This window comes from Neisseria chenwenguii (assembly GCF_002216145.1).
Taxonomy (GTDB): domain Bacteria; phylum Pseudomonadota; class Gammaproteobacteria; order Burkholderiales; family Neisseriaceae; genus Neisseria; species Neisseria chenwenguii.
Genome location: NZ_CP022278.1, coordinates 1345495 through 1371268 on the forward strand (window position 1 = coordinate 1345495; position 25774 = coordinate 1371268).

Below are 25774 nucleotides of genomic sequence, written 5' to 3' on the forward strand. Positions count from 1 at the left end.
TCAGGCCGTCTGAAATTCCTGCGGGAACTGCGCAGGGGTTTTCAGACGGCCTTCCCATTCAAAACTTGATCCCGCGCAATCCGCCGTGAAAACGCCCGTGCCGCCGTTTCCAATCACGGTATAATGTTGACAATTTCCACTCTCAGAAAATGGAACTGCCATGTCAAATCCCTTGAATTTTGTCATGATTTCCCCCCATTTCCCGACCAATTTTGAAACTTTTGCCGTGCGTTTGCGCGAAAACGGGTTCAATACGTTGGGCATTGCCGATGCGCCTTACGAATCGCTGAGCGGCACGCTGCGCAACTCGCTGACCGAATATTACCGCGTGGACAATATGTACGACTACGATCAGGTTTACCGTGCCGTTGCCTATTTTGCGCACAAATACGGCCGTATCGGCCGCATCGAATCGCACAACGAACACTGGCTCGAACTGGACGCCAAACTGCGCACCGATTTCAACGTCTTCGGCTACAAAAACGACGATATGCGCGCCATCAAAACCAAAGCGCAGATGAAGGAAGTGTTCCGAAACGCCGGCCTGAAAGTCGCGCAGGGACGCGTGTTCCACAGCGACGACGATGCGCGCGCGCTGGCCGCGGATTTGGGCTGCCCCGTGATTGTCAAACCCAATTCCGGCGTGGGCGCGAGCGATACCTACAAAATCAAATCGCCCGAAGAGCTGGAAGCCTTTTTCGGCTACCGCACGCCCGGCGTCGAATACATCATGGAAGAATTTATCGAGGGCGACATCGTCACCTTCGACGGCCTGACCGACCGCGACGGCAACATCGTGTTTTACGCGGGTTTGGAATATTCCGAAGCCGTTTTGGACACCGTATCGGCGGACAACGACATGTTTTATTATGTGCCGCGCGAAATTTCAGACGACCTTGTTACGCTTGGCGAACAATGCGTCGCCGCGTTTAACGTGCGCGAGCGGTTTTTCCACTTCGAATTCTTCCGCACCAAATCGGGCGAGCTTCTGCCGCTGGAAATCAACTGCCGCCCGCCCGGCGGCCTGACCGTCGATATGTGGAACTACGCCAACGATTTCGACGTGTTCCGCGAATACGCCAACGTGGTGAAAGACAATGCGTTCCGCACCTACATCACCCGCCCGTGGAACGTCGTCTATATCGCGCGCAAGGCCAACAAACATTATGTCAACCCGATTCAGGCCGTCTGCGAACGCTACGGCGCCAACATCATCAGCGTGCAACACGTCCCCGGTGTGTTTGCCAAAGTGATGGGCGAAGAAGGCATCCTCGCCCGCACCGAAACGCTGGAACAGATGCGCGAAATCGTGCAGTTTGCACAGGCGAAGTATTGAGGTTTCAGACGGCCTTTGAGTGCCCGAGGCCGTCTGAAACGCCGAATCCATCACAAACGCGCTCCCTCTCCCGCGGGAGAGGGCAAAGCGTCAGGCCGTCTGAAAAGTTTGTTCAAACCGCAGGCGGCAGAAGTTTCACAAATCCGAATGCCGGAAAGGTTTCAGACGGCCTTAAAACACTTGAGGCCGTCTGAAACCCCATCCCCGCCCAACCGTTTCAAACAAGGAACCCCCATGCACATCGAACACCGCAGCCATTGGAGCGGCGAACTCGGCCGCGAAATGTATTTCAACGTTTACGGCCACGCCGGCAAGCCCGTGGTTGTTTTCCCATCGTCCGGCGGCAACCAAAACGAATACGCCGCCTTCGGTATGATCGAAGCCTGCAAATCCTTTATCGAACGCGGCCTGCTGCGTTTTTACACCCCCGATTCCATTGACAAAGAATCCTGGCTCGCCAAGGGCAAAAGCGGGCACGATATGGCGCAGGCGCACAACGCCTACGACCGCTACATCATCAACGAACTCGTTCCCCTCATCCGCCACGAAGCGCAATGGGGCGGCGCAATGATGGCGACGGGTTGCAGCATGGGCGCGTTTCACACCATTAATTTCGCTCTGCGCCATCCCGACCTGTTCGACACCGCCATCGCCTTGAGCGGCGTGTACGACGCGCGTTTTTTCAGCGGCGAATTCCACGGCGACCAAGCCGTGTATTACAACTCGCCGATTGATTACCTTTGGAACCAAAACGACAATTGGTTTCTCGACCATTACCGCCGCAACCACTACATCGTCGCCGTCGGGCAGGGCGCGTGGGAAGAGCGGCACATCGCCGACACCGCCCGATTGCAAGACGCGTTCCGCGCCAAAGGCATCGAGGCATGGTTTGATTTCTGGGGACACGATGTCAATCACGACTGGGAATGGTGGCGCGTGATGATGCCGCACTTTTTGAGTAAGCTGGAAGAACAGGGGATGATTTGAAACGGTGCGGTTGGATTGGAAGCCGTTTTGAAGTTTGCAAAAGAGCAAAGGCCGTCTGAAAGTTTAGTTTTCAGACGGCCTTTGCTTTGTTTACGCCTCAAGCAGCGAAAAATGCAGAAATTCGGCGAAATGTTCCGCCCAGTAGCGTTCGTGATGGATTTCCCGCGCCATGATTTTCAGGCAGATGTTGTCGAGCGGGTGGCCGGTGCGCAGGAGCGCCTGATAGTAGCGCAGGGTGCAGTCGATGTAGGCCTGCGGCATGTCGGAAATGAATTTGGAATCGACGTCGTCGCCCTCGTTGGTGCCGACTTGGATAAACACGCGGCTTTCGGGGTTGAGCGCGTGGTGGTGGACGAAGGCTTGGAAGCCGGGTTCGCTGAACCACGAGGCCAGCGAGAATATGCCGAGCCGGCCGAACACTTCGGGATAGGCCGCGCCCATGTAAGCGGTGATGATGCCGCCCATCGAGCTGCCCGCGAGCAGGGTGTCGGCGCGGTCGGGGCGGGTGCGGTAATGGCTGTCGATAAAGGGTTTGACCGTTTCGACGACCCATCGCCCGTATTCCGCGCCCAGCCCGCCGACGGATTTGAACTCGTGCGAACCGGTATCGGTCTGCCACGGGCCGTATTCGTCAAGCCGCTGCGCGCCGGCGTTGTCGATGCCGACGATAATCAGGCCGGGCAGGTCGCGGTAGTGTTTGAGGGTGGGGATGATTTTCCAAGAATGGCCGGAGTAGGATTCGCGGCTGTAAAACACATTCTGCCCGTCGTGCATATAAACGGCGGGGTAGTGCGCATCGGTGCTGCGGTAGTCTTTGGGCAGCAGAACGCGCACGCGGCGCGTATGGTTGAAATAGGGAACGTAAAGAAAATGCTCCCGCATTTCCAGATAATCGGCTTCGTGGCGCATGGGAATCCCTTGTTTGGCGGAGTGCGGATTGCCGTACTGCTGAATATATAGAGTCTGCCCGTTTTCAGACGGCCTTGCCTGCGCCGCCCGGTACGGTATCCGTATGCCGTTGCGGGGCGGATACCGGGGCTTTTCCGAGCGGTTTCAAATCAAAACGTAAATCCTGTTTCCAATTCTTCGTCGCCGACCAGTTCGACCAAGAGCGCATAAAGCGGTGCCAGTTCGACGTAGCGGCGGGAGGCGCGGCGCAGGTAGTTGAGGAAGCGCGGGATTTCGGGGCGGTATTTGTCTTTGCCGTCGCGGTAGTAGAGGCGGGCGAAGATGCCGGCGACTTTCAGATGGCGTTGTACGCCCATCCATTCGAACCAGCGGTAGAATTCGTCGAACTGCTCGGGTACGGGCAGGCCGGCGGCGCGGGCTTGTTCCCAGTAGCGGATGACCAGATCCAAAACGAATTCTTCTTCCCATTCGATAAAGGCGTCGCGCAGCAGGGATACGAGGTCGTAGGATACGGGGCCGTAGAGCGCGTCTTGGAAATCCAACACGCCCGGGCGGCCGTTTTGCAGCATCAGGTTGCGCACGATGAAATCGCGGTGTACATACACTTTGGGCTGTTCCAACAGGGGCGGCAGCAGGGTATCGACGGTTTGCTGCCAGAGTTGGCGCTGTTTGTAGGTCAGTTCTTTGCCGAGCTCTTTGGCGACGAACCATTCGGGGAAGAGGTTGATTTCGCGCAGCATGACTTCGCGGTCGTATTCGGGCAGGTCGCCCGCGCGGCTGGCTTTCTGCAATTCGACGAGTTCGGCGACGGCTTCGAGCAGCAGGGCTTTGTGGGCGGCTTCGGAAGTTTCCTGATTCATGGCGGCGAGGAAGGTGGTGCTGCCCAAGTCGTTCAACACCATAAAGCCTTTGTTTTCGTCAACATGAAGCACTTGCGGAACGTTTACCATATTGAAAAGTTTTTGCACTTTTAGGTAAGGGGCGACGCTCATTTTTTCAGGCGGCGCGTCCATGCAGACGACGGTGCTGCCGTCTGAAAATGCCGCGCGGAAGTAGCGTCGGAAGTCGGCGTCGGCGGCGGCGAAGCTCAATGTAAAGGAGCGGTCGGGGTAAACGGTTTCCAGCCAGTCTTGTAATTCGGTTTGTCGTTGCATAGCGGTTTTTCAGATTTTCAGGTTAAAATAAACGCTATTCTAACTGGCAAAACCGATTTGAGGGGCAACTTTGGCTCGTTTATTTTCTCCCAAACCTTTGGTCTTCGCGCTGAGCGTTGCCTTCAGTACGGCGGCGGCTGCCCAGACTCCGGGCGGGTTTGTACCCGATCCTGCCGATTATGTGCCGATTGAAGCGCCGCCGCAGAATGCGGTAAAAAATTCAGACGGCCAAAGCGCGGAAGAATTGTCGCTGGGCAATACCTGCCTGTTTTGTACGGAAGAAAAACGCGCCGCCAGCCCCGCCGCCAAGCAGTTTGCGCCCGAAGTGCGCCGCAGCGGCGAAGACGCCGTTCCCGCCGACTATACCCGCCTGACCGCCGACAGCGTGGAAGGGCAGAACAAAGTCGGCGTCAAAGCGCGCGGCGATGTGGTGGTCGAGCGCAATCAGGATGTGCTCAATTCCGAATGGGCAATCTACGACCAGCAGGCCAATACCGTGACCGCGGGCGATAAGTTCATCCTATTCCGCGACGGCTCGTTTGCCGGCGGCGACAAAATCACCTACAACCTCACCGACCGCACGGGCACAACCGAAAACGTGCGCATGGCAACCGAGCGCGAAGGCCGCCGTTTGCAGAGCGTGAGCGAAAAGGCCGAGATGAAGGGCAGCGGCCTCTACAACCTCATCAATACCAAATTCAATACTTGCGAACCGGGCGATGCGAGCTGGTATATCAAAGCCAAAAGCATCGAGGCCGACGAAAATACCGGTATCGGCGTGGCCAAACACGCTTCGCTGGTGTTCGGCGGCGTCCCTGTTTTATACACGCCGTGGGCGGATTTCCCGATTAACGGCAACCGCAAAAGCGGCCTTTTGATGCCCAACATCGCCAGCGGTTCAGACGGCCTCGAATTAGACCTGCCGTATTATATGAACCTCGCGCCGAATTACGATGCCACGATTACGCCGGGTATCATCAGCGGACGCGGCGTACGCCTCAGCGGCCAGTTCCGCTACCTCCAGCCGAAATACAACGGCCAGGTCGAAGGCACTTGGATGCCGCACGACAAAAAAAGCGAAGAAAACAACCGCTATCACGCCAAATTCAAACACAACCAGCAGTTTACCGACAAACTCAGCGGCGGCATCGACTTCAACCAAGTTTCCGACGATGCCTACTACCGCGATTTCTACGGCCGTAACGACATCGCCGACAACGTCAACCTTAACCGCCAAGCCTGGCTGAACTACGGTAATAAGGTTTGGGGCGGCCGTTTCGACGGCGCACTCACGGCGCAGAAATACCAAACCCTCGCCAGCGAAAACGGCTACAAAGACGAGCCGTACGCCATTCTGCCGCGCTTAAGCGGCCGTTGGCAGAAAAACATCGGCAACGCCCAAGTCAACGTGTTCGGCCAGTTTACCCGCTTCGACCACGATGCCAAACAAAGCGGCAGCCGCACCATACTCTACCCCAGCGTAAAATGGGATTTCCACAACCAATGGGGTTACATCCGCCCGAAAATCGGCGTTCATGCCGCCCATTACAACCTCGACAGCTTCAACGGCCAAAACAGCCGCACCGCAGGCGTGACCCTGCCGATATTTAACGTCGATACCGGCATGACTTTCGAGCGCAACACCGGCCTGTTCGGGCGCGACTACATCCAAACCCTCGAGCCGCGCCTGTTTTACAACTACATCCCGACCAAGTCGCAAAACGACCTGCCCAACTTCGACACTTCCGAAAACAGCTTTACCTACGCCCAGCTTTTCCGCGAAAACCTGTTTTCCGGCAACGACCGCATCAATGCCGCCAACAGCCTTTCCACCGCGCTTCAGAGCCGCATCCTGAATCCGACCACCGGTAAAGAGCTGTTCCGCGCCGGCATCGGCCAGAAATTCTATTTCACCAATGACAGCGTCGCCCTCGACGGTACCGTCGGCAGCGAAAAACGCAGCAGTTCCGACTGGGTGGCATTCGCAAGCGGCAACATAACCGACAGCGTTTACACCGATTTCGACATCCACTACAACCAAAACCAAAACCGCGCCGAAAGCTACTCCGCCGGCATCCGCTACAATCCCGAGCCCGGCAAAGTCTTGAGCGCGCGCTACAAATACAACCGCAACACCCAAATCTACCTGCAGGACAACGGCCAATACCGCTACGACAAGCTCAACCAAATCGATCTTGCCGCCCAATGGCCGCTGACCAAAAACCTGTACGGCATCGCCCGTTACAACTACGAAATCGAAGCCCGCAAACCGCTCGAAATCCTTGCCGGCGTCGAATACAAAAGCGGCTGCGGCTGCTGGAGCGCCAGCGTCGTCGGCCAGCACTACGTTACCGGCGAAAACAGCAGTAAAAATGCGGTATTCTTCAATCTCCAGTTTAAAAACCTGAGCAATTTCGGTAAAAATCCGTATGAACAGCTCCGCCTGGGTATTCCGGGTTACAGCAAAACCAACGAGGTAGTCAAACCATGAATTTCAAACCCCTGATTCCCGCCGCCTTACTGGCCTTGTCGTTTAACCTCCAAGCCGCCGAGGTCAAACTTTCAGACGGCATCGCCGCCGTCGCCGGCAATGACGTCATCACCCTGCGCGAACTCTCCCGCGCCGTCGCCCAAGCCCGCAAAAGCGCCCCCAAAGGCACAAGCGAAGCCGAACTGCGCCGACAGGTACTCGGACAGCTCGTTAACCAATCCCTGATTATCCAAGCCGGCAAACGCCGCAACATCCAAGCCAGCGAAGCTGAAATCGACGCTGCCGTTGCTGCCAATCCCGCGCTGAAAAACGCCGGCAAAGCCGCCCGCCGCGAAGTTGCCGACGGCATCATCATGGCCAAAGTCCGCCAGCAGGCCATTTTGCAGAACAGCCAAGTCAGCGACGGCGAGATCGACAGTTTCATCGCCCGCGCCAAACAGCAGGGCGTCCAACTCCCCGCCGGCGAGCCGATCCGCCAATACAGCGCCCAACACATCCTGCTCAAAGCCGATAACGACAACGCTGCCAAAGCCGCCGAAAGCAGCATCCGCAAAATTCTCAAACAAGCCCGCGGCGGTACCGACTTCGCCGCTTTGGCACGCCGGTATTCGCAGGACGGCAGCGCAGCCAACGGCGGTGATTTGGGCTGGTTTTCAGACGGCATGATGGTTCCCCAATTTGAAGACGCCGTCCACAAACTCAAACCCGGCCAAATCAGCGCCCCCGTGCGCACCCAGTTCGGCTGGCACATCATTAAACTCAACAACGTGCGCGACGCGGGTATGCCCGAAGAGCGCCAACGCAATGCCGTGCGCCAATACATCGCCCAGCAGAAAGCCCAACAGGCCACAGGCAACCTCCTGCGCGAGCTGCATTCGGGCAGCTATGTAAACATCCGCTGACCGGCGTTTGCCGCAAGCAAAAGGCCGTCTGAAATATTCAGACGGCCTTTTCTTTTCCTGATTATTGTTGCTGCATTGCAGGCTTCTGCCCGGTTTTGCCGCCGTGCCACGGGGCGACTTTGAACAGCAGCAGCATTCCGGGAACACCCAGCGCGAAGCAGAGCCAGAAGAAATCGACGTAGCCCAGTTTTTCGATCAAAAAGCCGGTAGTGGCGTTGATGAAGGTGCGGGGAACGGCGGAGAGGCTGGTAAACAGCGCAAGCTGGGTGGCGGTAAATGCGGGGTTGGTTTCGCGCGCCATGTAGGCGACGAAAGCGGCTGTGCCCAAGCCGACGCCTATGGCTTCGGCGCCGATGACGACGGCGAGCAGCAGGCGTTCGTTGAGACCGACGGTGTCGAAATGGCCGTAGCTTGCGAGCCAGGCAAAGCCCAAAATGGTCGCCCATTGGACGAGGCCGAACAGCCACAGGGATTTGTTGATGCCGAGTTTGAGCATCCAGATGCCGCCGATGATGCCGAAGATGACGGCCGGCCAGAGACCGGCGTTTTTGGCAATCAGGCCGATGTCGGTTTTGCTGAAGCCCATGTCGAGGTAAAACGGCGTGGCCAGCGCGGTGGCCATGCTGTCGCCGAGTTTGTAGAAGAAAATAAACGCCAACACCATCAGCGCCTGCTTCACGCCTTTGCGGGTGAAAAATTCGTGAAACGGCTCGACGACGGTTTGGGCGAATGTGCGCGGGGCTTTGGACGGCAGTTCGGGTTCGCGGGCGAGGAACAGGGTCATCAGCAGGCCGGGAATCATGAACAGCGCGGTAATAAGGAAAACATTCTGCCAGGGCATGATGTCGGCGAGAATCAGGCTGAGCGAACCGGGCACGAGCGCGGCGACGCGGTAGGCGTTGACGTGGATGGCGTTGCCCAAACCGAGTTCGCTGTCGGGCAGGATTTCGCGGCGGAACGCATCAAGCACGATGTCTTGGCTGGCCGAGAAAAAGGCGACGACCAGCGACAAACCCATAATCACGGCCATGTGTTGGTGCGGATTGAGGAATGCGTAGGCCGCGAGCGAGGCCAAGAGGCCGATTTGGGTGACGAGCATCCAGCCGCGCCGCCGTCCGAGAAAGGGCAGGCGCACGGCGTCCATCACGGGCGACCAGACGAATTTCCAGGTAAACGGCAGGCCGATGAGGGCGAACAGGCCGATGGTTTTGAGGTCGATGTGTTCGCTGCGCAGCCACGCGGGAATGAGGTTGATGAGGAAATACAGCGGCAGGCCGGAAGTAAAACCGGTAAAGATGCAGATGAGCATCCGCCGTGAGAAGATTTGTTTGAATGTGCTGGTTTGGGTATCGGTCATGATGGGTTTCGTTTTGTTTTATTGTCGGTGCGGTGTGACAGGCCGTCTGAAAATTACCGTGTTATAGATGTTTGGGAAAAACGGGGTAAGCCGCTGTTTTCAGACGGCCTTTTGTGTGCCGCGAATTATCTGAAAACCAAGCCGTAGGTCGGGCACTTTTGCCCGGCATCGGCGGATATTCCGAATTACCGTTGGCGCATACCGGCAGTTTGTCGGGCAAAAGTGCCCGACCTACGGCAGGCTGCCGTTTCAGTTGTTTTACGACGGCCGAATATATAAAAAAGCAAAAGGCCGTCTGAAAACCGTCTGCATTCCGGCAAACCTTTTTCAGACGGCCTCAAGGTTCCAAGCCGCGCGGCGGTCAGTTGCGCAGTCCCAAAACGTCCTGCATATCGAATAAACCTTTTTTGCCCGCAGCCCACACGGCGGCGCGGACGGCGCCGGCGGCGAAAGTCATGCGGCTGGAGGCTTTGTGGGTGATTTCCACGCGCTCGCCGTCGGTGGCGAACAGCGCGGTGTGGTCGCCGACGATGTCGCCCGCCCGCACGGTGGCAAAACCGATGGTTTTCGGGTCGCGCGCGCCGGTGTGGCCTTCGCGGCCGTAAACGGCGCATTCTTTCAAATCGCGGCCGAGCGCGTCGGCAATCACTTCGCCCATGCGCAGCGCGGTGCCGCTGGGGGCATCGACTTTGTGGCGGTGGTGGCCTTCGATGATTTCGATGTCGTAACCTTCGTTCAATACGCGGGCAACGGTGTCGAGGATGTGGAACGTTAGGTTCACGCCGACGCTGAAATTGGCGGCGAAGACCACGCCGACTTTTTCGCCTGCGGCTTTAATCGCGGCTTTGCCCGCGTCGTCGAAACCGGTGGTGCCGATGATGATGTTGACGCTTTGTTCCACGCATTTTTGCAGGTGGTTCAGGGTCGGCTCGGGACGGGTAAAGTCAATCAATACGTCGCTTTGCGCCAAAACCGCATCCATATCGTCGCTGATGGCGACGCCTGTTTTCAAGCCCAACGCGAAGCCCGCATCCAAGCCCAGCGCGTCCGAACCCGAATGCTCGAGCGCACCGCTTAATACGGTGTCGGGATGTTGATCGATAGCCTGAACCAAAACGCGCCCCATGCGGCCGTTTGCGCCGGCGACGGCAATTTTCAATGCGCCCATTTTGTTTCCTCAATTATTTTTGGATTGGAACGTAAGCTGCGCCGGGTTGCGCCGGCTGAACCTGCGGCTGCTGCGCCTGTGCGGCTTTCAACATTTCGATGGCTTTGGCAATCGCATCGCCCTCGGCTTTGACCAGTTGGTTGTTTTGGAAATACAGCGTCAGGTTGCGCTGCTCTTTAATCACGCCGTTGCGGCCTGTATTAAATGTGTAGTCCCAACGGTCGGCGTGAAACGCATCGCGCAACAGCGGCGTACCCAGCAGAAGCTGCACTTGATCGCGGCTCATGCCCGGCTGCAAAGATACGACGGCGCGCGGATCCAATTCATTGCCCTGCACCACTTTCAGTTTATACGAAGGAAAAAGAGAAACGCGCTCGGCACTGCACGCAGCCAGCCCCAACAGGGCGGCAAGGGCGAAACATAGGGTTTTATTCACGGTTGGACCTTTCTTTGAGTGTGTCGAAGGCATCGTCGCTTGAATATCTTCGAAAAGCAAACGATAATCGTATCTTTAGAAATCATTTCAACCCGATTCTTTTCAGACGGCCTGAAACGGTTATAGAAAACCTTTATGGGCGCAGGTGGGCAATCGGGCGGAAAGTGCGTATTATAACGGTTATTACACCACAGGGGGTATTGAATACTATGGAAAAATTCAGCAATATTGCGCAACTGAAAGACAGCGGATTGAAAGTAACCGGCCCGCGTTTGAAAATTTTAGACCTGTTTGAAACCCATGCCGAAGAGCATCTGAGCGCGGAAGACGTTTACCGCATTCTGCTGGAGGAGGGTATCGAAATCGGCGTCGCCACCATCTACCGCGTGCTGACCCAGTTTGAACAGGCCGGCATTTTGCAGCGCCACCATTTCGAAACCGGCAAAGCGGTTTACGAACTCGACAAGGGCGACCACCACGACCACATCGTCTGCGTCAAATGCGGCACCGTGACCGAGTTTCACAACCCCGAAATCGAAGCGCTGCAAGACAAAATCGCCGAAGAAAACGGCTACCGTATCGTCGACCATGCCTTATATATGTACGGCATTTGCGCCGACTGCCAAGCGAAAAACAAGCGTTGATTGCGGGATTGACTTTTCAGACGGCCTCAGATGATTTGAGGCCGTCTGAAATTTTTTGGAAACAGGAAAAATGAACATTCCCTTTTTACCGCCGCAAGATTACCGTTTTCCCAATCCCGATTACGCGCTGGAACATTGCGACGGCTTGGTCGGCGTGAGCGCGGATTTGGACAGGGGGCGGTTGCTGTCGGCTTACCGCAGCGGCATTTTCCCGTGGTTTTCGCAAAACGGACTGTTTTACTGGTTTGCCACCGCGCCGCGCACGGTGTTGTTCCCCGAAAAACTGCATATCGGTAAATCGCTGGCGAAAACCTTGCGCAACAAGCCTTACCGCGTTACCGCCGACCAAACGTTCGGTAAAGTGATTGCCCATTGCGCCGCCGTACCGCGCCCCGGGCAGGACGGCACATGGATTGTGCCCGAATTTCAGACGGCCTATACGCGCCTGCACGAATCGGGTCATGCGCATTCGTTTGAATGTTGGTATCCCGACGAACAAGGCCGCCTGAAACTCGCAGGCGGCTTTTACGGCGTACAAATCGGCAGCGTGTTTTACGGCGAATCCATGTTCGCCCTCGCGCCCGACGCGAGCAAAATCGCGTTTGCCTGCGCTGTACCGTATCTGGCCGAACGCGGCGTACAACTGATTGACTGCCAGCAGGACACCGAACATTTGGCGCGTTTCGGTTCCGAACAGATGGATTTCCACGATTTTCAGACGGCCTTGCGGGATTTGAACGGCAGGCCGCTGTGTCGGAACATAGGCGGAACAGTATGCTGCAACTGTCTCCCCAACTGCGTCAGTTTCCGCTAAAATCAAGGCCGTCTGAAAATCGGCCGGTTGAAAAAATGCAAATGTCGAATAAATGGATAAAAAAGTTCCTGTGGCCGTACCTGCCGTATCGGGCGTGCTTTCATTGCTGTTGGGGGTGATTCCGCCCGAATACTGGACGCGGCAATATGACCATCTCGCCTCGCTGGTGTTCGGTTCCGCCATCGGCGGCGGTCTGCCGTGGATTAACAAAATCTGTAAAGGCTTGCTGGCAGGGGAGCACCGTTTCAGCCGCACCGAACGGCTGATGTTCGCCGTGGCGTTGTTTGTCGTCGGCAACGGTGTCGTCATCATTACCCGTCCGCAGGTATTCAATGAATTGACCGACAAAACCGCACTTTTGGCATTCGCCGTTACGTCATGGTTCTGCGCAATCTGCATCCGGGCGCAGGAGAGCGTTGCGCGGCAGGAGAAGACGGCGGTATTGGAAGCGCGGATTCGGTGTTTGGAAGAAGAAAACCGTAACCTCTGATCCGTTCGGACGGTAAGGCCGTCTGAAAATATGCAGGCTGTGGGATTGTCTGCGTAATCGTCTTAATAGCTGACGAAACCGTGTTTGCATGGCAGAATAACGGCTTATCCGTTTCAGTTTCAGATTTTCACACAGGCCGTCTGAAAAGGTTTCAGACGGCCCTAACCATTCAAAGGAATCACTATGTCTTTGCAAAAAATCATCGAAACCGCGTTTGAAAACCGCGCCGACATCACCCCGACCAGCGTCAGCCCCGAAGTTAAGGAAGCCGTTTGGGAAACGCTGCGCCAACTGGATTCGGGCGCATTGCGCGTGGCCGAACGTTTGGGCGTGGGCGAATGGAAGGTGAACGAATGGGTGAAAAAAGCCGTGTTGCTGTCGTTCCGCATCGCCGACAACGAGGTTTTGAACGACGGCGTGAACAAATATTTCGACAAGGTGCCGACCAAATTCGCCGATTGGAGCGAAGACGAGTTCAAATCCGCCGGTTTCCGCGCGGTGCCGGGTGCGGTGGCGCGCCGCGGCAGCTTTGTCGGTAAAAACGTGGTGCTGATGCCTTCTTATGTGAACATCGGCGCGTATGTGGACGAAGGCGCGATGGTGGACACTTGGGCGACCGTCGGCTCTTGTGCGCAAATCGGTAAAAACGTGCATTTATCAGGCGGCGTAGGCATCGGCGGCGTGTTGGAGCCTTTGCAGGCGGCGCCGACCATCATTGAAGACAACTGCTTCATCGGCGCGCGCAGTGAAATCGTCGAGGGCGTGATTGTGGAAGAAGGCAGCGTGATTTCGATGGGCGTGTTCATCGGCCAATCGACCAAAATCCTCGACCGAACCACCAGCGAAATCTATCAAGGCCGCGTGCCGGCGGGTTCGGTGGTCGTTTCGGGATCCATGCCGTCTAAAGACGGTTCGCACAGCCTCTACTGCGCGGTAATTGTGAAACGCGTCGATGCGCAAACCCGCGCGAAAACCAGCGTGAACGAGCTGTTGCGCGGGGTTTGAAATTTTGTTTGAAGTAATTTGAACAAAGGCCGTCTGAATTTTCAGACGGCCTTTTTGATTTTTGCAAAGATTGCTTGCTGATAAACCGGTATTTCAGACGGCATTTAATGCTCCGCAGAGGTTTTGTCCTTTTTGTCGGATTCTTGAATCCGACCTGCGGCTCCCCGCTGTAGGTCGGATATTTATAGTGAATTAAAATAAGAAATCTACAGCGTTGGCTGTGGCCGGGCTCAAAGAGGACGATTCACTAAGGCGCTGAAGCGCCAAGTTCATCTGTCCCGTACTAGTTGTACTGTCTTCGGCTTGCCGCCTTGTATCTTTCTTATTTTACTTCACTAGATATCCGACATTTTCAGACGACATTTTCGAGGCATGACCGTTTGGCATGAAAATTGCTCCGTTTATCTGTAAACGGATTGCGGCAGTTATTGTCCGGAGCCGCTGCGTTGCAGGTAATTTGCGACAAGCGGCAGTAAATCTGGCTAAACGGTACAAGCAAGCCGTGGTTGATTATCCGTATTTTTATAGTGATTGGCATGACAGTTTGCGTAACAAACTGACAAAAAATGTAATGTCATGATTTCCGGGTTGAACCGTCTTGTTACTTCTAGATAGAAAGATTTGAAAAATGAATAAGAATTTCCGCACCATTTGGAATGACTCATTGGGAGCATGGGTCGCTGTGTCTGAAATTGAAACCGCCAAAGGTAAACGTGCGCAGAGCGAATGCACGGACGGCACAACCGTTTCAGACGGCCTCTCCGCGACGAAGAAATTTATTTACAGCATTTTGGCAGCGAGCCTGTTAACGGTGGGCGGTCAGGCGTTTGCGGCAGCAATAAATGATGGTAATGGAAACTATAGCATTGCAATTTCGCCCGCAGGCAGTAGGGCAACGGCAAACGGAGAAGATACGATTGCAATCGGTCATAATGCCTCTACTGGCTCACCTGCCAATGCGCAGTCTGTTGCCATCGGTGCGCAAGCTAATGCCAGTGGAGACCAGTCGGTTGCTTTGGGTGGAAATGCGCAGGCGACAGGCAACTCCTCCATTGCCGTCGGCGGTGACGATTTGGATAAGGTGGCAAGTACAAATCCGATTTTATGGAATGCGGTTGCAACTGAAAAGGAAAGCCATAATCTTAATAACCAGGCTGCTGCAATCAAGTATAAAGATCTGACCGGCGACTATTTGGTCGATTTTACAAATCGGACCCGTAGTCGCTATGCGAAGACGATTGCCGGCGCAGGTGCGGTAGCTGTCGGTGTTCAGGCAGTTGCTGCCGATTTGTCAACTGCATTCGGTACGCGTGCACGCGCAACCGGCACCGCTTCGCTTGCGCTCGGCGTAGGCTCGACTTCAGATTTGGAAAACTCCGTTGCCATCGGTGCGGGCAGTAATGTGGGTACGGGCGCAACCCAAGTAAGCAATGCCGGCATTAAACAAATCGACGGCTCTACTTTATTCATTGCTTTTGCCGGCGGCAATAAGGTCGCTGCAGGCGACGTGGTGTCGTTCGGATCGGCCGGCTACGAACGCCAGTTGAAAAACGTGGCTCCGGGTGAGGTAAACGCCGCCAGTACGGATGCGGTTAACGGCAGCCAGCTTTATGCCGTGGCTTCCAATCTGCTACTGAATTCAGATCATTATTACAGTATTAAAAGTACCGAGCAGGGAGCGGGTTCGAACTATAACAACGACGGTGCGACAGGCGCGGACGCCATTGCTGCGGGTGTGAGGACGACCGCCGCAGGTGAGCGTGCAACCGCCATCGGCTCGGGTGCCAAAGCGACGGCTTTGGAATCCATCTCTATCGGTACTGACAATGTGGTCGGCGGTGATCGTTCGGGTGCGGTCGGCAAGCTGGGCAATATCAGCGGCAGCGGGTCATACGGCATCGGTAACAACAATACTGTTGCCAACAGTAATACTTTCGTATTGGGTAATGCTGTTACCAGCAGCCAAGACAACAGCGTGATTTTGGGCAACAGTTCCGCTGATAAAGCGGCGGAGGCGGTGTCTTCTATCGATATCGGCGGCAAAACCCATCAGTTTGCAGGTGTCGGCAGCGCAGCCAACGGTGTGGTCAGCGTGGGTGCGGCGGGTAAAGAGCGCCAAATCGTCAACGTTGCCGCAGGCCGTGTTGCAGGAGATTCGACCGATGCAATCAACGGCAGCCAGCTTTATGCCGTTGCTAACGCTGCCCAAGTGAAAAATACAGTGGCCAAAGGTACAAACATCGCAAGCATTACGGAAGCCACGAATACAAGCGGCGGTAAGGAATACACCATCAACGCCGAAGGCACGGTTGTCGAAACCGGCGACGGCCTGACTGTTTCGTCAAATAACGATGCGAAAACCAACGACACGACTTACACCGTAAGCCTGTCTGATACTGCCAAAGCCAGCCTGCAAAAAGCCGACAGCGCCGTGCAAACGCTGACCACCAGCGTTAACGGCACGCAGGCCGAAACGCTTAACCAAACTAACCGCGACATTAATTTCGTGAACGGTGCGGGCACAACTGCGCGCAGCGTAGGCGGCAACATCACGTTTGACGTGAACAAATCCGCCCTGATCACCAGTCCCTCAGGCCAAGTGAGCGCCGCTGCGGCGGGCGACAACTTTGCCACCGCCGAGCAGGTGGCGGGCGCGATTAATGCCGCCACAACCGCCACCGAAAAAACCACCACCGCCAAAAATACAGACGGCAACCTCAGTGTAGTGGGCACTGTAACCGGCAACAACACCGATTACGTCATTAACCTGAGCCGCAACATCAATGTGGACAAAGTAAGCGTCGGTACCGGCACGGTCAGCCTGTCTGAAAACGGCCTGAACAACGGCGGAAAAACCATCACCAACGTTGCCGCAGGCAGCGTCGCCGCGGGCAGTACCGATGCCGTCAACGGTGACCAGCTCTACCGCATGACCGAAGCAGGCAAAACGCATTACTTCAGTGTAGATTACGATAATGATGCTGATAAAGGCGGGAATTATGATAATGACGGTGCAACCGGATCATATGCAGTTGCCGTAGGCGTTGACGCCGAATCCGCAGGTTCCGGAGCGGTATCGCTTGGCTGGAAGGCCTCTGCCAAAGAAAACTATGATATTGCGATTGGCTCGGGTGCCAAGACCAACAGTAAGGCTAAAAACGCAGGGAACAGTGCCGGCGGTAGCGCATTGGCGTTCGGTACGAATGCAAAGGCAGACGGTAGTAATGCCGTCGGTATCGGTAACCAGGCTGAAGCAGAAGGCGATTCCGCCATTGCTTTGGGTGGTAAGGCGACAGGTGTCGGTGCTGTGAGCGTAGGTTATCAGGCGAAAGCACAGAATATTTCGGCCGTATCCGTCGGTTATGCCGCTAATTCGTCCGGGCAAAACGCAACGGCAGTCGGAACACAGGCCAATGCGACGGGAATTCAGTCGTTGGCAGCCGGTTCTTCTGCAAATGCATCGGGCTATAATGCGGCGGCGGTTGGCGCACAGGCTGTTGCATCGGCAACTTCTGCCGCTGCATTCGGTAACGACGCACAGGCAAGACACGAACATTCTGTTGCAATCGGTTCATCTTCGGTTACGGATGAGGTGCAGGCAACTTCCGATGCAAAAATCGGCAGTATTGCCTACGGCGGTTTTGCAGGTGCGAATCCGACGGCAACCGTCAGCATCGGCAAAAAAAATCAGGAACGTACGCTGACGAATCTTGCGGCCGGCCGTATTACTGCGGAGAGTACCGATGCCGTCAACGGCAGCCAGCTTTATGCAACCGATAATGTCATCAATACTTTGGGCAGCAGCGTGGGAGCCGTATTAGGCGGTACAGCCAAGATGGGCAGCGACGGTACTGTTACCATGACCGACATTGGTGGCACGGGCAAAAATACCGTGCATGAAGCCATTCGTGCCGGCAAAACCGAAGTGCAAAAAGGCACCAATATCGCCGACGTTATCGCAGGCAAAGGTTCGGATGGACAAACTGTCTACACCGTCAACGCCGAGGGTACGAATGTGGCAGGAAGTGATGCTGTAAGCGTTACCTCTGTCAAAGACAATGCGGCCAACGACACCAACTACACCATTGATCTGTCTGACGCCTCCAAGGCCAGTCTGCAAAAAGCCGACAGCGCACTGCAAAACGTGACTTCCAAAAACACCAACCTGACGGCAACCAAATCGGGTGACACCGTTACCCTCGACTTCTTGGATACTCCGACGTTTACCGGCGTAACCGCGCAAACATTTACCGCGGGTAACAACGTATTCGGTTCGGACGGCCTCAAGGCCGGCGATGTGAACATCAGCAAAGACGGCATCAACGCCGGCAACAAAGCCATAACCGGCGTAGCCAGCGGAGGAGACGTCGGCAGCAACGCCGCCAACATTGACGACGTGAAACGCTTGGCTGCCGCAGCCGATACCACCGCCAGCGTCGTGGCAGGCAACAACACCCGTGTTGAAGCCAATACCGCAGGCAGCAACACCGCCTACACCGTCCACGCCGAAAAAACCACCGTCAGCGCGGCTCAAGGTGCAGCGGTGAAAGTGACTGCGGGCGCGAAAGACGCAACCGACGTAACCGATTACGCCGTCGATCTGACCGATGCTGCCAAAGCCGACATCGCTAAAGGCGTCGTCGCGAAAACCGCCGTCGATACGCAAGGTCTGGCCTTCAACGGCGACAGCGGCAGCACGGGCGTGAAGAAACTCGGCGAAAGCGTAGCCTTCAAAGGCGATGAAAACCTGACCGCCACCGCAGACGCCGACGGCATTGCCTACACGCTGAAAGACGATTTGACGCTCAACAGCGTGAAAACAGGCAATACTGTATTAAATTCAGACGGCCTCAGCTTCGTTGATGCAGCAGGCGCAACCAAAGCCGACGCACCTAAGATTACTGCGGACGGCATCTTTGCAGGCGATAAGAAAATCACCGGCGTAGCCGCAGGCGATATTTCGACCGCCCTCAGCACCGACGCCGTCAACGGCGGCCAGCTGTTCGCCACCAACACCAACGTGGCAAACAACGCTGCCGGCATCAGCGCGCTGCAAAACCAGACGTTCAAACTGCAGGCCAACGGCGATACCTCATCCGCAGTAGCCGCTGCCGATACCGTACAGTTCCTTGACGGCACGAACATCGGCATTACCCGCAACGGCAACAACATCACCGTTGCCACCGCACCGCAGGTAACGTTTGACAAAGTCAGCGTCGGTGATGTTGTCATCGATAAAACTGATAACAAAATCACCGGTCTGACCAACGGCGAGGTTGCCAAAGGCAGCAAAGACGCTGTTACCGGCGACCAGCTGTTTGCCGTACAATCCGCCGCCAAAGCCGCACAATCCGTGGTGGAAGGCACGGGTTTTGCCAATGTTACTTCGAAAGTTGATGCTGGCACCGGCGCGACCACCTACACCGTGGACGTCGCCAAAGCAGCCGCCCCGACCATCGCACGCGGTAACGTGACCGTAGCCGACGCCGACAAAGACAAACTGCTGAGTGCAGGCGACGTGGCCGAAGCCATCAACGCCTCGGAAAAAACCTCGTCCGTCGCCAACGGCGCAGGCGTAACCGTGACCGCAGGTCAGGAAGACTCGCAGGGCAACACCCTCTACACCGTCGCCCTTGATGACACGACTAAGGCCAGTCTGCAAAAAGCCGACAGCGCACTGCAAAACGTGACTTCCAAAAACACCAACCTGACGGCAACCAAATCGGGTGACACCGTTACCCTCGACTTCTTGGATACTCCGACGTTTACCGGCGTAACCGCGCAAACATTTACCGCGGGTAACAACGTATTCGGTTCGGACGGCCTCAAGGCCGGCGATGTGAACATCAGCAAAGACGGCATCAACGCCGGCAACAAAGCCATAACCGGCGTAGCCAGCGGAGGAGACGTCGGCAGCAACGCCGCCAACATTGACGACGTGAAACGCTTGGCTGCCGCAGCCGATACCACCGCCAGCGTCGTGGCAGGCAACAACACCCGTGTTGAAGCCAATACCGCAGGCAGCAACACCGCCTACACCGTCCACGCCGAAAAAACCACCGTCAGCGCGGCTCAAGGTGCAGCGGTGAAAGTGACTGCGGGCGCGAAAGACGCAACCGACGTAACCGATTACGCCGTCGATCTGACCGATGCTGCCAAAGCCGACATCGCTAAAGGCGTCGTCGCGAAAACCGCCGTCGATACGCAAGGTCTGGCCTTCAACGGCGACAGCGGCAGCACGGGCGTGAAGAAACTCGGCGAAAGCGTAGCCTTCAAAGGCGATGAAAACCTGACCGCCACCGCAGACGCCGACGGCATTGCCTACACGCTGAAAGACGATTTGACGCTCAACAGCGTGAAAACAGGCAATACTGTATTAAATTCAGACGGCCTCAGCTTCGTTGATGCAGCAGGCGCAACCAAAGCCGACGCACCTAAGATTACTGCGGACGGCATCTTTGCAGGCGATAAGAAAATCACCGGCGTAGCCGCAGGCGATATTTCGACCGCCCTCAGCACCGACGCCGTCAACGGCGGCCAGCTGTTCGCCACCAACACCAACGTGGCAAACAACGCTGCCGGCATCAGCGCGCTGCAAAACCAGACGTTCAAACTGCAGGCCAACGGCGATACCTCATCCGCAGTAGCCGCTGCCGATACCGTACAGTTCCTTGACGGCACGAACATCGGCATTACCCGCAACGGCAACAACATCACCGTTGCCACCGCACCGCAGGTAACGTTTGACAAAGTCAGCGTCGGTGATGTTGTCATCGATAAAACTGATAACAAAATCACCGGTCTGACCAACGGCGAGGTTGCCAAAGGCAGCAAAGACGCTGTTACCGGCGACCAGCTGTTTGCCGTACAATCCGCCGCCAAAGCCGCACAATCCGTGGTGGAAGGCACGGGTTTTGCCAATGTTACTTCGAAAGTTGATGCTGGCACCGGCGCGACCACCTACACCGTGGACGTCGCCAAAGCAGCCGCCCCGACCATCGCACGCGGTAACGTGACCGTAGCCGACGCCGACAAAGACAAACTGCTGAGTGCAGGCGACGTGGCCGAAGCCATCAACGCCTCGGAAAAAACCTCGTCCGTCGCCAACGGCGCAGGCGTAACCGTGACCGCAGGTCAGGAAGACTCGCAGGGCAACACCCTCTACACCGTCGCCCTTGATGACACGACTAAGGCCAGTCTGCAAAAAGCCGACAGCGCACTGCAAAACGTGACTTCCAAAAACACCAACCTGACGGCAACCAAATCGGGTGACACCGTTACCCTCGACTTCTTGGATACTCCGACGTTTACCGGCGTAACCGCGCAAACATTTACCGCGGGTAACAACGTATTCGGTTCGGACGGCCTCAAGGCCGGCGATGTGAACATCAGCAAAGACGGCATCAACGCCGGCAACAAAGCCATAACCGGCGTAGCCAGCGGAGGAGACGTCGGCAGCAACGCCGCCAACATTGACGACGTGAAACGCTTGGCTGCCGCAGCCGATACCACCGCCAGCGTCGTGGCAGGCAACAACACCCGTGTTGAAGCCAATACCGCAGGCAGCAACACCGCCTACACCGTCCACGCCGAAAAAACCACCGTCAGCGCGGCTCAAGGTGCAGCGGTGAAAGTGACTGCGGGCGCGAAAGACGCAACCGACGTAACCGATTACGCCGTCGATCTGACCGATGCTGCCAAAGCCGACATCGCTAAAGGCGTCGTCGCGAAAACCGCCGTCGATACGCAAGGTCTGGCCTTCAACGGCGACAGCGGCAGCACGGGCGTGAAGAAACTCGGCGAAAGCGTAGCCTTCAAAGGCGATGAAAACCTGACCGCCACCGCAGACGCCGACGGCATTGCCTACACGCTGAAAGACGATTTGACGCTCAACAGCGTGAAAACAGGCAATACTGTATTAAATTCAGACGGCCTCAGCTTCGTTGATGCAGCAGGCGCAACCAAAGCCGACGCACCTAAGATTACTGCGGACGGCATCTTTGCAGGCGATAAGAAAATCACCGGCGTAGCCGCAGGCGATATTTCGACCGCCCTCAGCACCGACGCCGTCAACGGCGGCCAGCTGTTCGCCACCAACACCAACGTGGCAAACAACGCTGCCGGCATCAGCGCGCTGCAAAACCAGACGTTCAAACTGCAGGCCAACGGCGATACCTCATCCGCAGTAGCCGCTGCCGATACCGTACAGTTCCTTGACGGCACGAACATCGGCATTACCCGCAACGGCAACAACATCACCGTTGCCACCGCACCGCAGGTAACGTTTGACAAAGTCAGCGTCGGTGATGTTGTCATCGATAAAACTGATAACAAAATCACCGGTCTGACCAACGGCGAGGTTGCCAAAGGCAGCAAAGACGCTGTTACCGGCGACCAGCTGTTTGCCGTACAATCCGCCGCCAAAGCCGCACAATCCGTGGTGGAAGGCACGGGTTTTGCCAATGTTACTTCGAAAGTTGATGCTGGCACCGGCGCGACCACCTACACCGTGGACGTCGCCAAAGCAGCCGCCCCGACCATCGCACGCGGTAACGTGACCGTAGCCGACGCCGACAAAGACAAACTGCTGAGTGCAGGCGACGTGGCCGAAGCCATCAACGCCTCGGAAAAAACCTCGTCCGTCGCCAACGGCGCAGGCGTAACCGTGACCGCAGGTCAGGAAGACTCGCAGGGCAACACCCTCTACACCGTCGCCCTTGATGACACGACTAAGGCCAGTCTGCAAAAAGCCGACAGCGCACTGCAAAACGTGACTTCCAAAAACACCAACCTGACGGCAACCAAATCGGGTGACACCGTTACCCTCGACTTCTTGGATACTCCGACGTTTACCGGCGTAACCGCGCAAACATTTACCGCGGGTAACAACGTATTCGGTTCGGACGGCCTCAAGGCCGGCGATGTGAACATCAGCAAAGACGGCATCAACGCCGGCAACAAAGCCATAACCGGCGTAGCCAGCGGAGGAGACGTCGGCAGCAACGCCGCCAACATTGACGACGTGAAACGCTTGGCTGCCGCAGCCGATACCACCGCCAGCGTCGTGGCAGGCAACAACACCCGTGTTGAAGCCAATACCGCAGGCAGCAACACCGCCTACACCGTCCACGCCGAAAAAACCACCGTCAGCGCGGCTCAAGGTGCAGCGGTGAAAGTGACTGCGGGCGCGAAAGACGCAACCGACGTAACCGATTACGCCGTCGATCTGACCGATGCTGCCAAAGCCGACATCGCTAAAGGCGTCGTCGCGAAAACCGCCGTCGATACGCAAGGTCTGGCCTTCAACGGCGACAGCGGCAGCACGGGCGTGAAGAAACTCGGCGAAAGCGTAGCCTTCAAAGGCGATGAAAACATCACCACCGAAGCAGGTTCGGACGGCCTCAAAGTCAAGCTGAACAAAGCGCTGAACGTTACGAGCGTCACCGCAGGCGATACTGTTGTAAACAACGACGGCGTGAAAGTCGGCAGCGACATCGCCCTGACTTCAGACGGCCTCAGAGCAGGCGATGTGAACATCAGCAAAGACGGCATCAACGCCGGCAACAAAGCCATCAGCAACGTAGCCGATGCCGCGAAAGACGATGAAGCCGTCAACCTCAAGCAGCTCAAAGCCGCACAAGCCGCGTCCACCAACAAAGTGGCCGCAGGCGACAACATCGAGGTAACGCCTGAGCAAAACGACGACGGCAGCACCACCTACAAAGTGGCCACCGCCAAAAACCTGACCGTTGACAGCGTTACCGCAGGCGGTACCGTTCTGAATTCAGACGGCCTCAAAGCGGGTAACGTAGCCGTCAGCAAAGACGGCATCAACGCAGGCGGCAACAAAGTAAGCGGCGTTGCCGCAGGCAATATCGCCGCCGACAGCACCGACGCCGTCAACGGCGGCCAGCTGTTCAAAGCCGGCCAAAACGTCGCCAACGCCTTGGGCGGCGGCAGCACCGTTGACGCCGCAGGCAACGTGACCGCGCCGAGCTACACCCTTGTCAGCGGCAAACCTTCAGACGGCACCACCGCCGCCTACACCAACGTAGGCGACGCCCTGACCGCGCTGAACACCGCCGTGACCAGTCCGCTGACTTTTGCAGGCGACAGCGGTACAGCATCCGAGCGCAAGCTGGGCAGCACCGTAGCCGTTAAAGGCGGCGTAACCGACGCCGCGAAACTCGCCGACAACAACATCGGCGTGGTTTCAGACGGCAACGGCACGCTGAACGTGAAACTGGCGAAAGAGCTGCAAGGCTTGAACAGCGCCCAGTTCGCCGATGCGGCAGGCAACACCGCCACTGTCAACGGCAGCGGCATGAGCATCACGCCTGCCGACGGCGGCAACGCAGTAAGCCTGTCTGAAAAAGGTCTGAACAACGGCGGCAACGTGATTGCCAATATCGGCGAAGGCCAAGCCGGTACCGATGCGGTAAACGTGAATCAGCTGAACCGTGCCGCTGCGGCAGCCGCCAACAAAGTGGCTGCAGGAGACAACATCGTGGTAACGCCTGAGCAGAACAACGACGGCAGCACCACCTACAAAGTGGCCACCGCCAAAAACCTGACCGTTGACAGCGTTACCGCAGGCGATACCGTTGTGGACAACAGAGGCGTAAAAGTCGGCAACTACGTCGCACTTACTTCAGACGGCCTCAAGGCCGGTGATGTGAACATCGGCAAAGACGGCATCAACGCCGGCAACAAAGCCATAACCGGCGTAGCCAGCGGAGGAGACGTCGGCAGCAACGCCGCCAACATTGACGACGTGAAACGCTTGGCTGCCGCAGCCGATACCACCGCCAGCGTCGTGGCAGGCAACAACACCCGTGTTGACACCAATACCGCAGGCAGCAACACCGCCTACACCGTCCACGCCGAAAAAACCACCGTCAGCGCGGCCCAAGGCGCAGCGGTGAAAGTGACTGCGGGCGCGAAAGACGCAACCGACGTAACCGATTACGCCGTCGATCTGACCGATGCCGCCAAAGCCGACATCGCTAAAGGCGTCGCCGCGAAAACCGCCGTCGATACGCAAGGTCTGGCCTTCAACGGCGACAGCGGCAGCACGGGCGTGAAGAAACTCGGCGAAAGCGTAGCCTTCAAAGGCGATGAAAACATCACCACCGAAGCAGGTTCGGACGGCCTCAAAGTCAAGCTGAACAAAGCGCTGAACGTTACGAGCGTCACCGCAGGCGATACCGTTCTGAATTCAGACGGCATCAAAGCGGGTAACGTGGCCATCAGCAAAGACGGCATCAACGCAGGCGGCAACAAAGTAAGCGGCGTTGCCGCAGGCAATATCGCTGCCGACAGCACTGAAGCCGTTAACGGCGGACAACTGTTTGCCACCAATGCCAACGTGGCTGCCAATACTGCCAACATCAGCGCGCTGCAAAACGGCGGCGCAGGCGTGGTGCAGTACAGCAACGAAGAAGGCGCGTTGAACGGCGGTCAAGCTGCCAACGACGTAACCCTCGTCGGCAAAGATGCCCCCGTTGTCATCCACAACGTCGGTGCAGGCCGTGCTCCGACCGATGCGGTTAACGTCGGCCAGCTCCAAGCCGTCGGCAGTCATCTGACGCAACAAATCAACGGTGTCGAAACACGCGCCAACGCCGGTACAGCCGCTTCCATGGCCATCGCCGGCCTGCCGCAAGCCTACCTGCCCGGCAAGAGCATGATGGCGGTTGCAGGCAGCACCTACCGCGGCGAGAGCGGTTACGCAGTCGGCTTCTCCAGCATCTCCGACGGCGGCAACTGGGTGATCAAAGGCACTGCCTCCGGCAACTCGCGCGGTTACTACGGCGCAACCGCCGGTATCGGTTACCAGTGGTAAACCTTTTCAGACGGCACTGAGGCAGTTGTCAGGCCGTTTGAAAAAAACAGGCGAAACAAAAATACCCGCTTGAAGAGCGGGTATTTTCTTTTTTGGGGAAAAGGGCAGGGTAGGCCGGGACCTTTGCAAAAATAAGAAACGCCTGTCTGAATACCGTCTGAAACGGTTAATATCCCAACCGATGTCATTTCCGCCTGCGCAGGAATGCCGTCTGTAAAAGTTTCAGACGGCCATTC

At 56.7% G+C, this 25774-nt stretch carries 14 protein-coding genes and 1 pseudogene; 9 read left to right on the forward strand and 6 right to left on the reverse strand.

Going from position 1 to position 25774, the window contains the following annotated elements:
* Nucleotides 1-162 (reverse strand): hypothetical protein, encoded by a 162-nt coding sequence (locus BG910_RS12285; protein ID WP_157694046.1) that lies wholly within the window; start codon nt 160-162, stop codon nt 1-3.
* Here BG910_RS12285 and BG910_RS06715 point away from each other — a divergent pair.
* Nucleotides 161-1336 carry an ATP-grasp domain-containing protein gene (locus BG910_RS06715; RefSeq protein WP_089036175.1) on the forward strand — a complete coding sequence of 392 codons (1176 nt, stop codon included), beginning with the start codon at nt 161-163 and terminating at the stop codon, nt 1334-1336. The genes BG910_RS12285 and BG910_RS06715 overlap by 2 nt on opposite strands.
* 15 nt (nt 1337-1351) lie before the next feature.
* On the forward strand, nt 1352-2323 hold the full coding sequence (locus BG910_RS06720) for an esterase family protein (RefSeq protein WP_232462169.1): 972 nt from the start codon (nt 1352-1354) through the stop codon (nt 2321-2323).
* 90 nt (nt 2324-2413) lie between these two features.
* Here BG910_RS06720 and BG910_RS06725 read toward each other — a convergent pair whose 3' ends face one another.
* Both BG910_RS06725 and amgK read right to left on the reverse strand, forming a co-directional pair.
* Nucleotides 2414-3232 carry an alpha/beta hydrolase gene (locus BG910_RS06725; protein WP_089036177.1) on the reverse strand — a complete coding sequence of 273 codons (819 nt, stop codon included), beginning with the start codon at nt 3230-3232 and terminating at the stop codon, nt 2414-2416.
* Nucleotides 3233-3381: 149 nt separating this feature from the next.
* On the reverse strand, nt 3382-4386 hold the full coding sequence (gene amgK / locus BG910_RS06730; protein ID WP_089036178.1) for an N-acetylmuramate/N-acetylglucosamine kinase AmgK: 1005 nt from the start codon (nt 4384-4386) through the stop codon (nt 3382-3384).
* Nucleotides 4387-4456: 70 nt separating this feature from the next.
* Between amgK and BG910_RS06735 the strand changes: the two genes are divergently transcribed.
* Nucleotides 4457-6877, forward strand: coding sequence for an LPS-assembly protein LptD (locus BG910_RS06735; protein ID WP_089036179.1), 2421 nt, complete (start codon nt 4457-4459; stop codon nt 6875-6877).
* Nucleotides 6874-7779 carry a peptidylprolyl isomerase gene (locus BG910_RS06740; RefSeq protein ID WP_089036180.1) on the forward strand — a complete coding sequence of 302 codons (906 nt, stop codon included), beginning with the start codon at nt 6874-6876 and terminating at the stop codon, nt 7777-7779. The genes BG910_RS06735 and BG910_RS06740 overlap by 4 nt, the downstream gene beginning before the upstream one ends.
* Nucleotides 7780-7840: 61 nt before the next feature.
* Here BG910_RS06740 and BG910_RS06745 read toward each other — a convergent pair whose 3' ends face one another.
* From BG910_RS06745 to BG910_RS06760, 3 genes are all read right to left on the reverse strand, one after another.
* Nucleotides 7841-9136: an AmpG family muropeptide MFS transporter gene (locus tag BG910_RS06745; protein WP_198344764.1), complete on the reverse strand. Its 1296-nt coding sequence runs from the start codon at nt 9134-9136 to the stop codon at nt 7841-7843.
* A gap of 361 nt (nt 9137-9497) precedes the next feature.
* Nucleotides 9498-10304 (reverse strand): 4-hydroxy-tetrahydrodipicolinate reductase, encoded by an 807-nt coding sequence (gene dapB, locus BG910_RS06755; RefSeq protein WP_089036183.1) that lies wholly within the window; start codon nt 10302-10304, stop codon nt 9498-9500.
* 13 nt (nt 10305-10317) lie between these two features.
* Nucleotides 10318-10740, reverse strand: a complete 423-nt coding sequence (locus BG910_RS06760) for an outer membrane protein assembly factor BamE (RefSeq protein WP_089037176.1) — start codon at nt 10738-10740, stop codon at nt 10318-10320.
* A 145-nt stretch (nt 10741-10885) separates the two neighbouring features.
* Here BG910_RS06760 and fur point away from each other — a divergent pair.
* The 5 genes and pseudogenes from fur to BG910_RS06785 all read left to right on the forward strand — a co-directional run bounded on the left by fur (nt 10886) and on the right by BG910_RS06785 (nt 25538).
* Nucleotides 10886-11384: pseudogene (gene fur / locus BG910_RS06765) on the forward strand (ferric iron uptake transcriptional regulator).
* Between the two features lie 70 nt (nt 11385-11454).
* Nucleotides 11455-12198, forward strand: coding sequence for a leucyl/phenylalanyl-tRNA--protein transferase (aat, locus tag BG910_RS06770; RefSeq protein WP_089036185.1), 744 nt, complete (start codon nt 11455-11457; stop codon nt 12196-12198).
* A gap of 52 nt (nt 12199-12250) precedes the next feature.
* Nucleotides 12251-12688, forward strand: coding sequence for a hypothetical protein (locus BG910_RS06775; protein ID WP_089036186.1), 438 nt, complete (start codon nt 12251-12253; stop codon nt 12686-12688).
* 183 nt (nt 12689-12871) lie between these two features.
* The gene (gene dapD / locus BG910_RS06780; protein WP_089036187.1) at nt 12872-13693 is read left to right on the forward strand and encodes a 2,3,4,5-tetrahydropyridine-2,6-dicarboxylate N-succinyltransferase; all 822 of its coding nucleotides are present in this window, start codon (nt 12872-12874) and stop codon (nt 13691-13693) included.
* Between the two features lie 628 nt (nt 13694-14321).
* Complete coding sequence (locus BG910_RS06785) at nt 14322-25538, forward strand: YadA-like family protein (RefSeq protein WP_089036188.1); 11217 nt, start codon at nt 14322-14324, stop codon at nt 25536-25538.
* Nucleotides 25539-25774 lie beyond the last annotated feature (236 nt).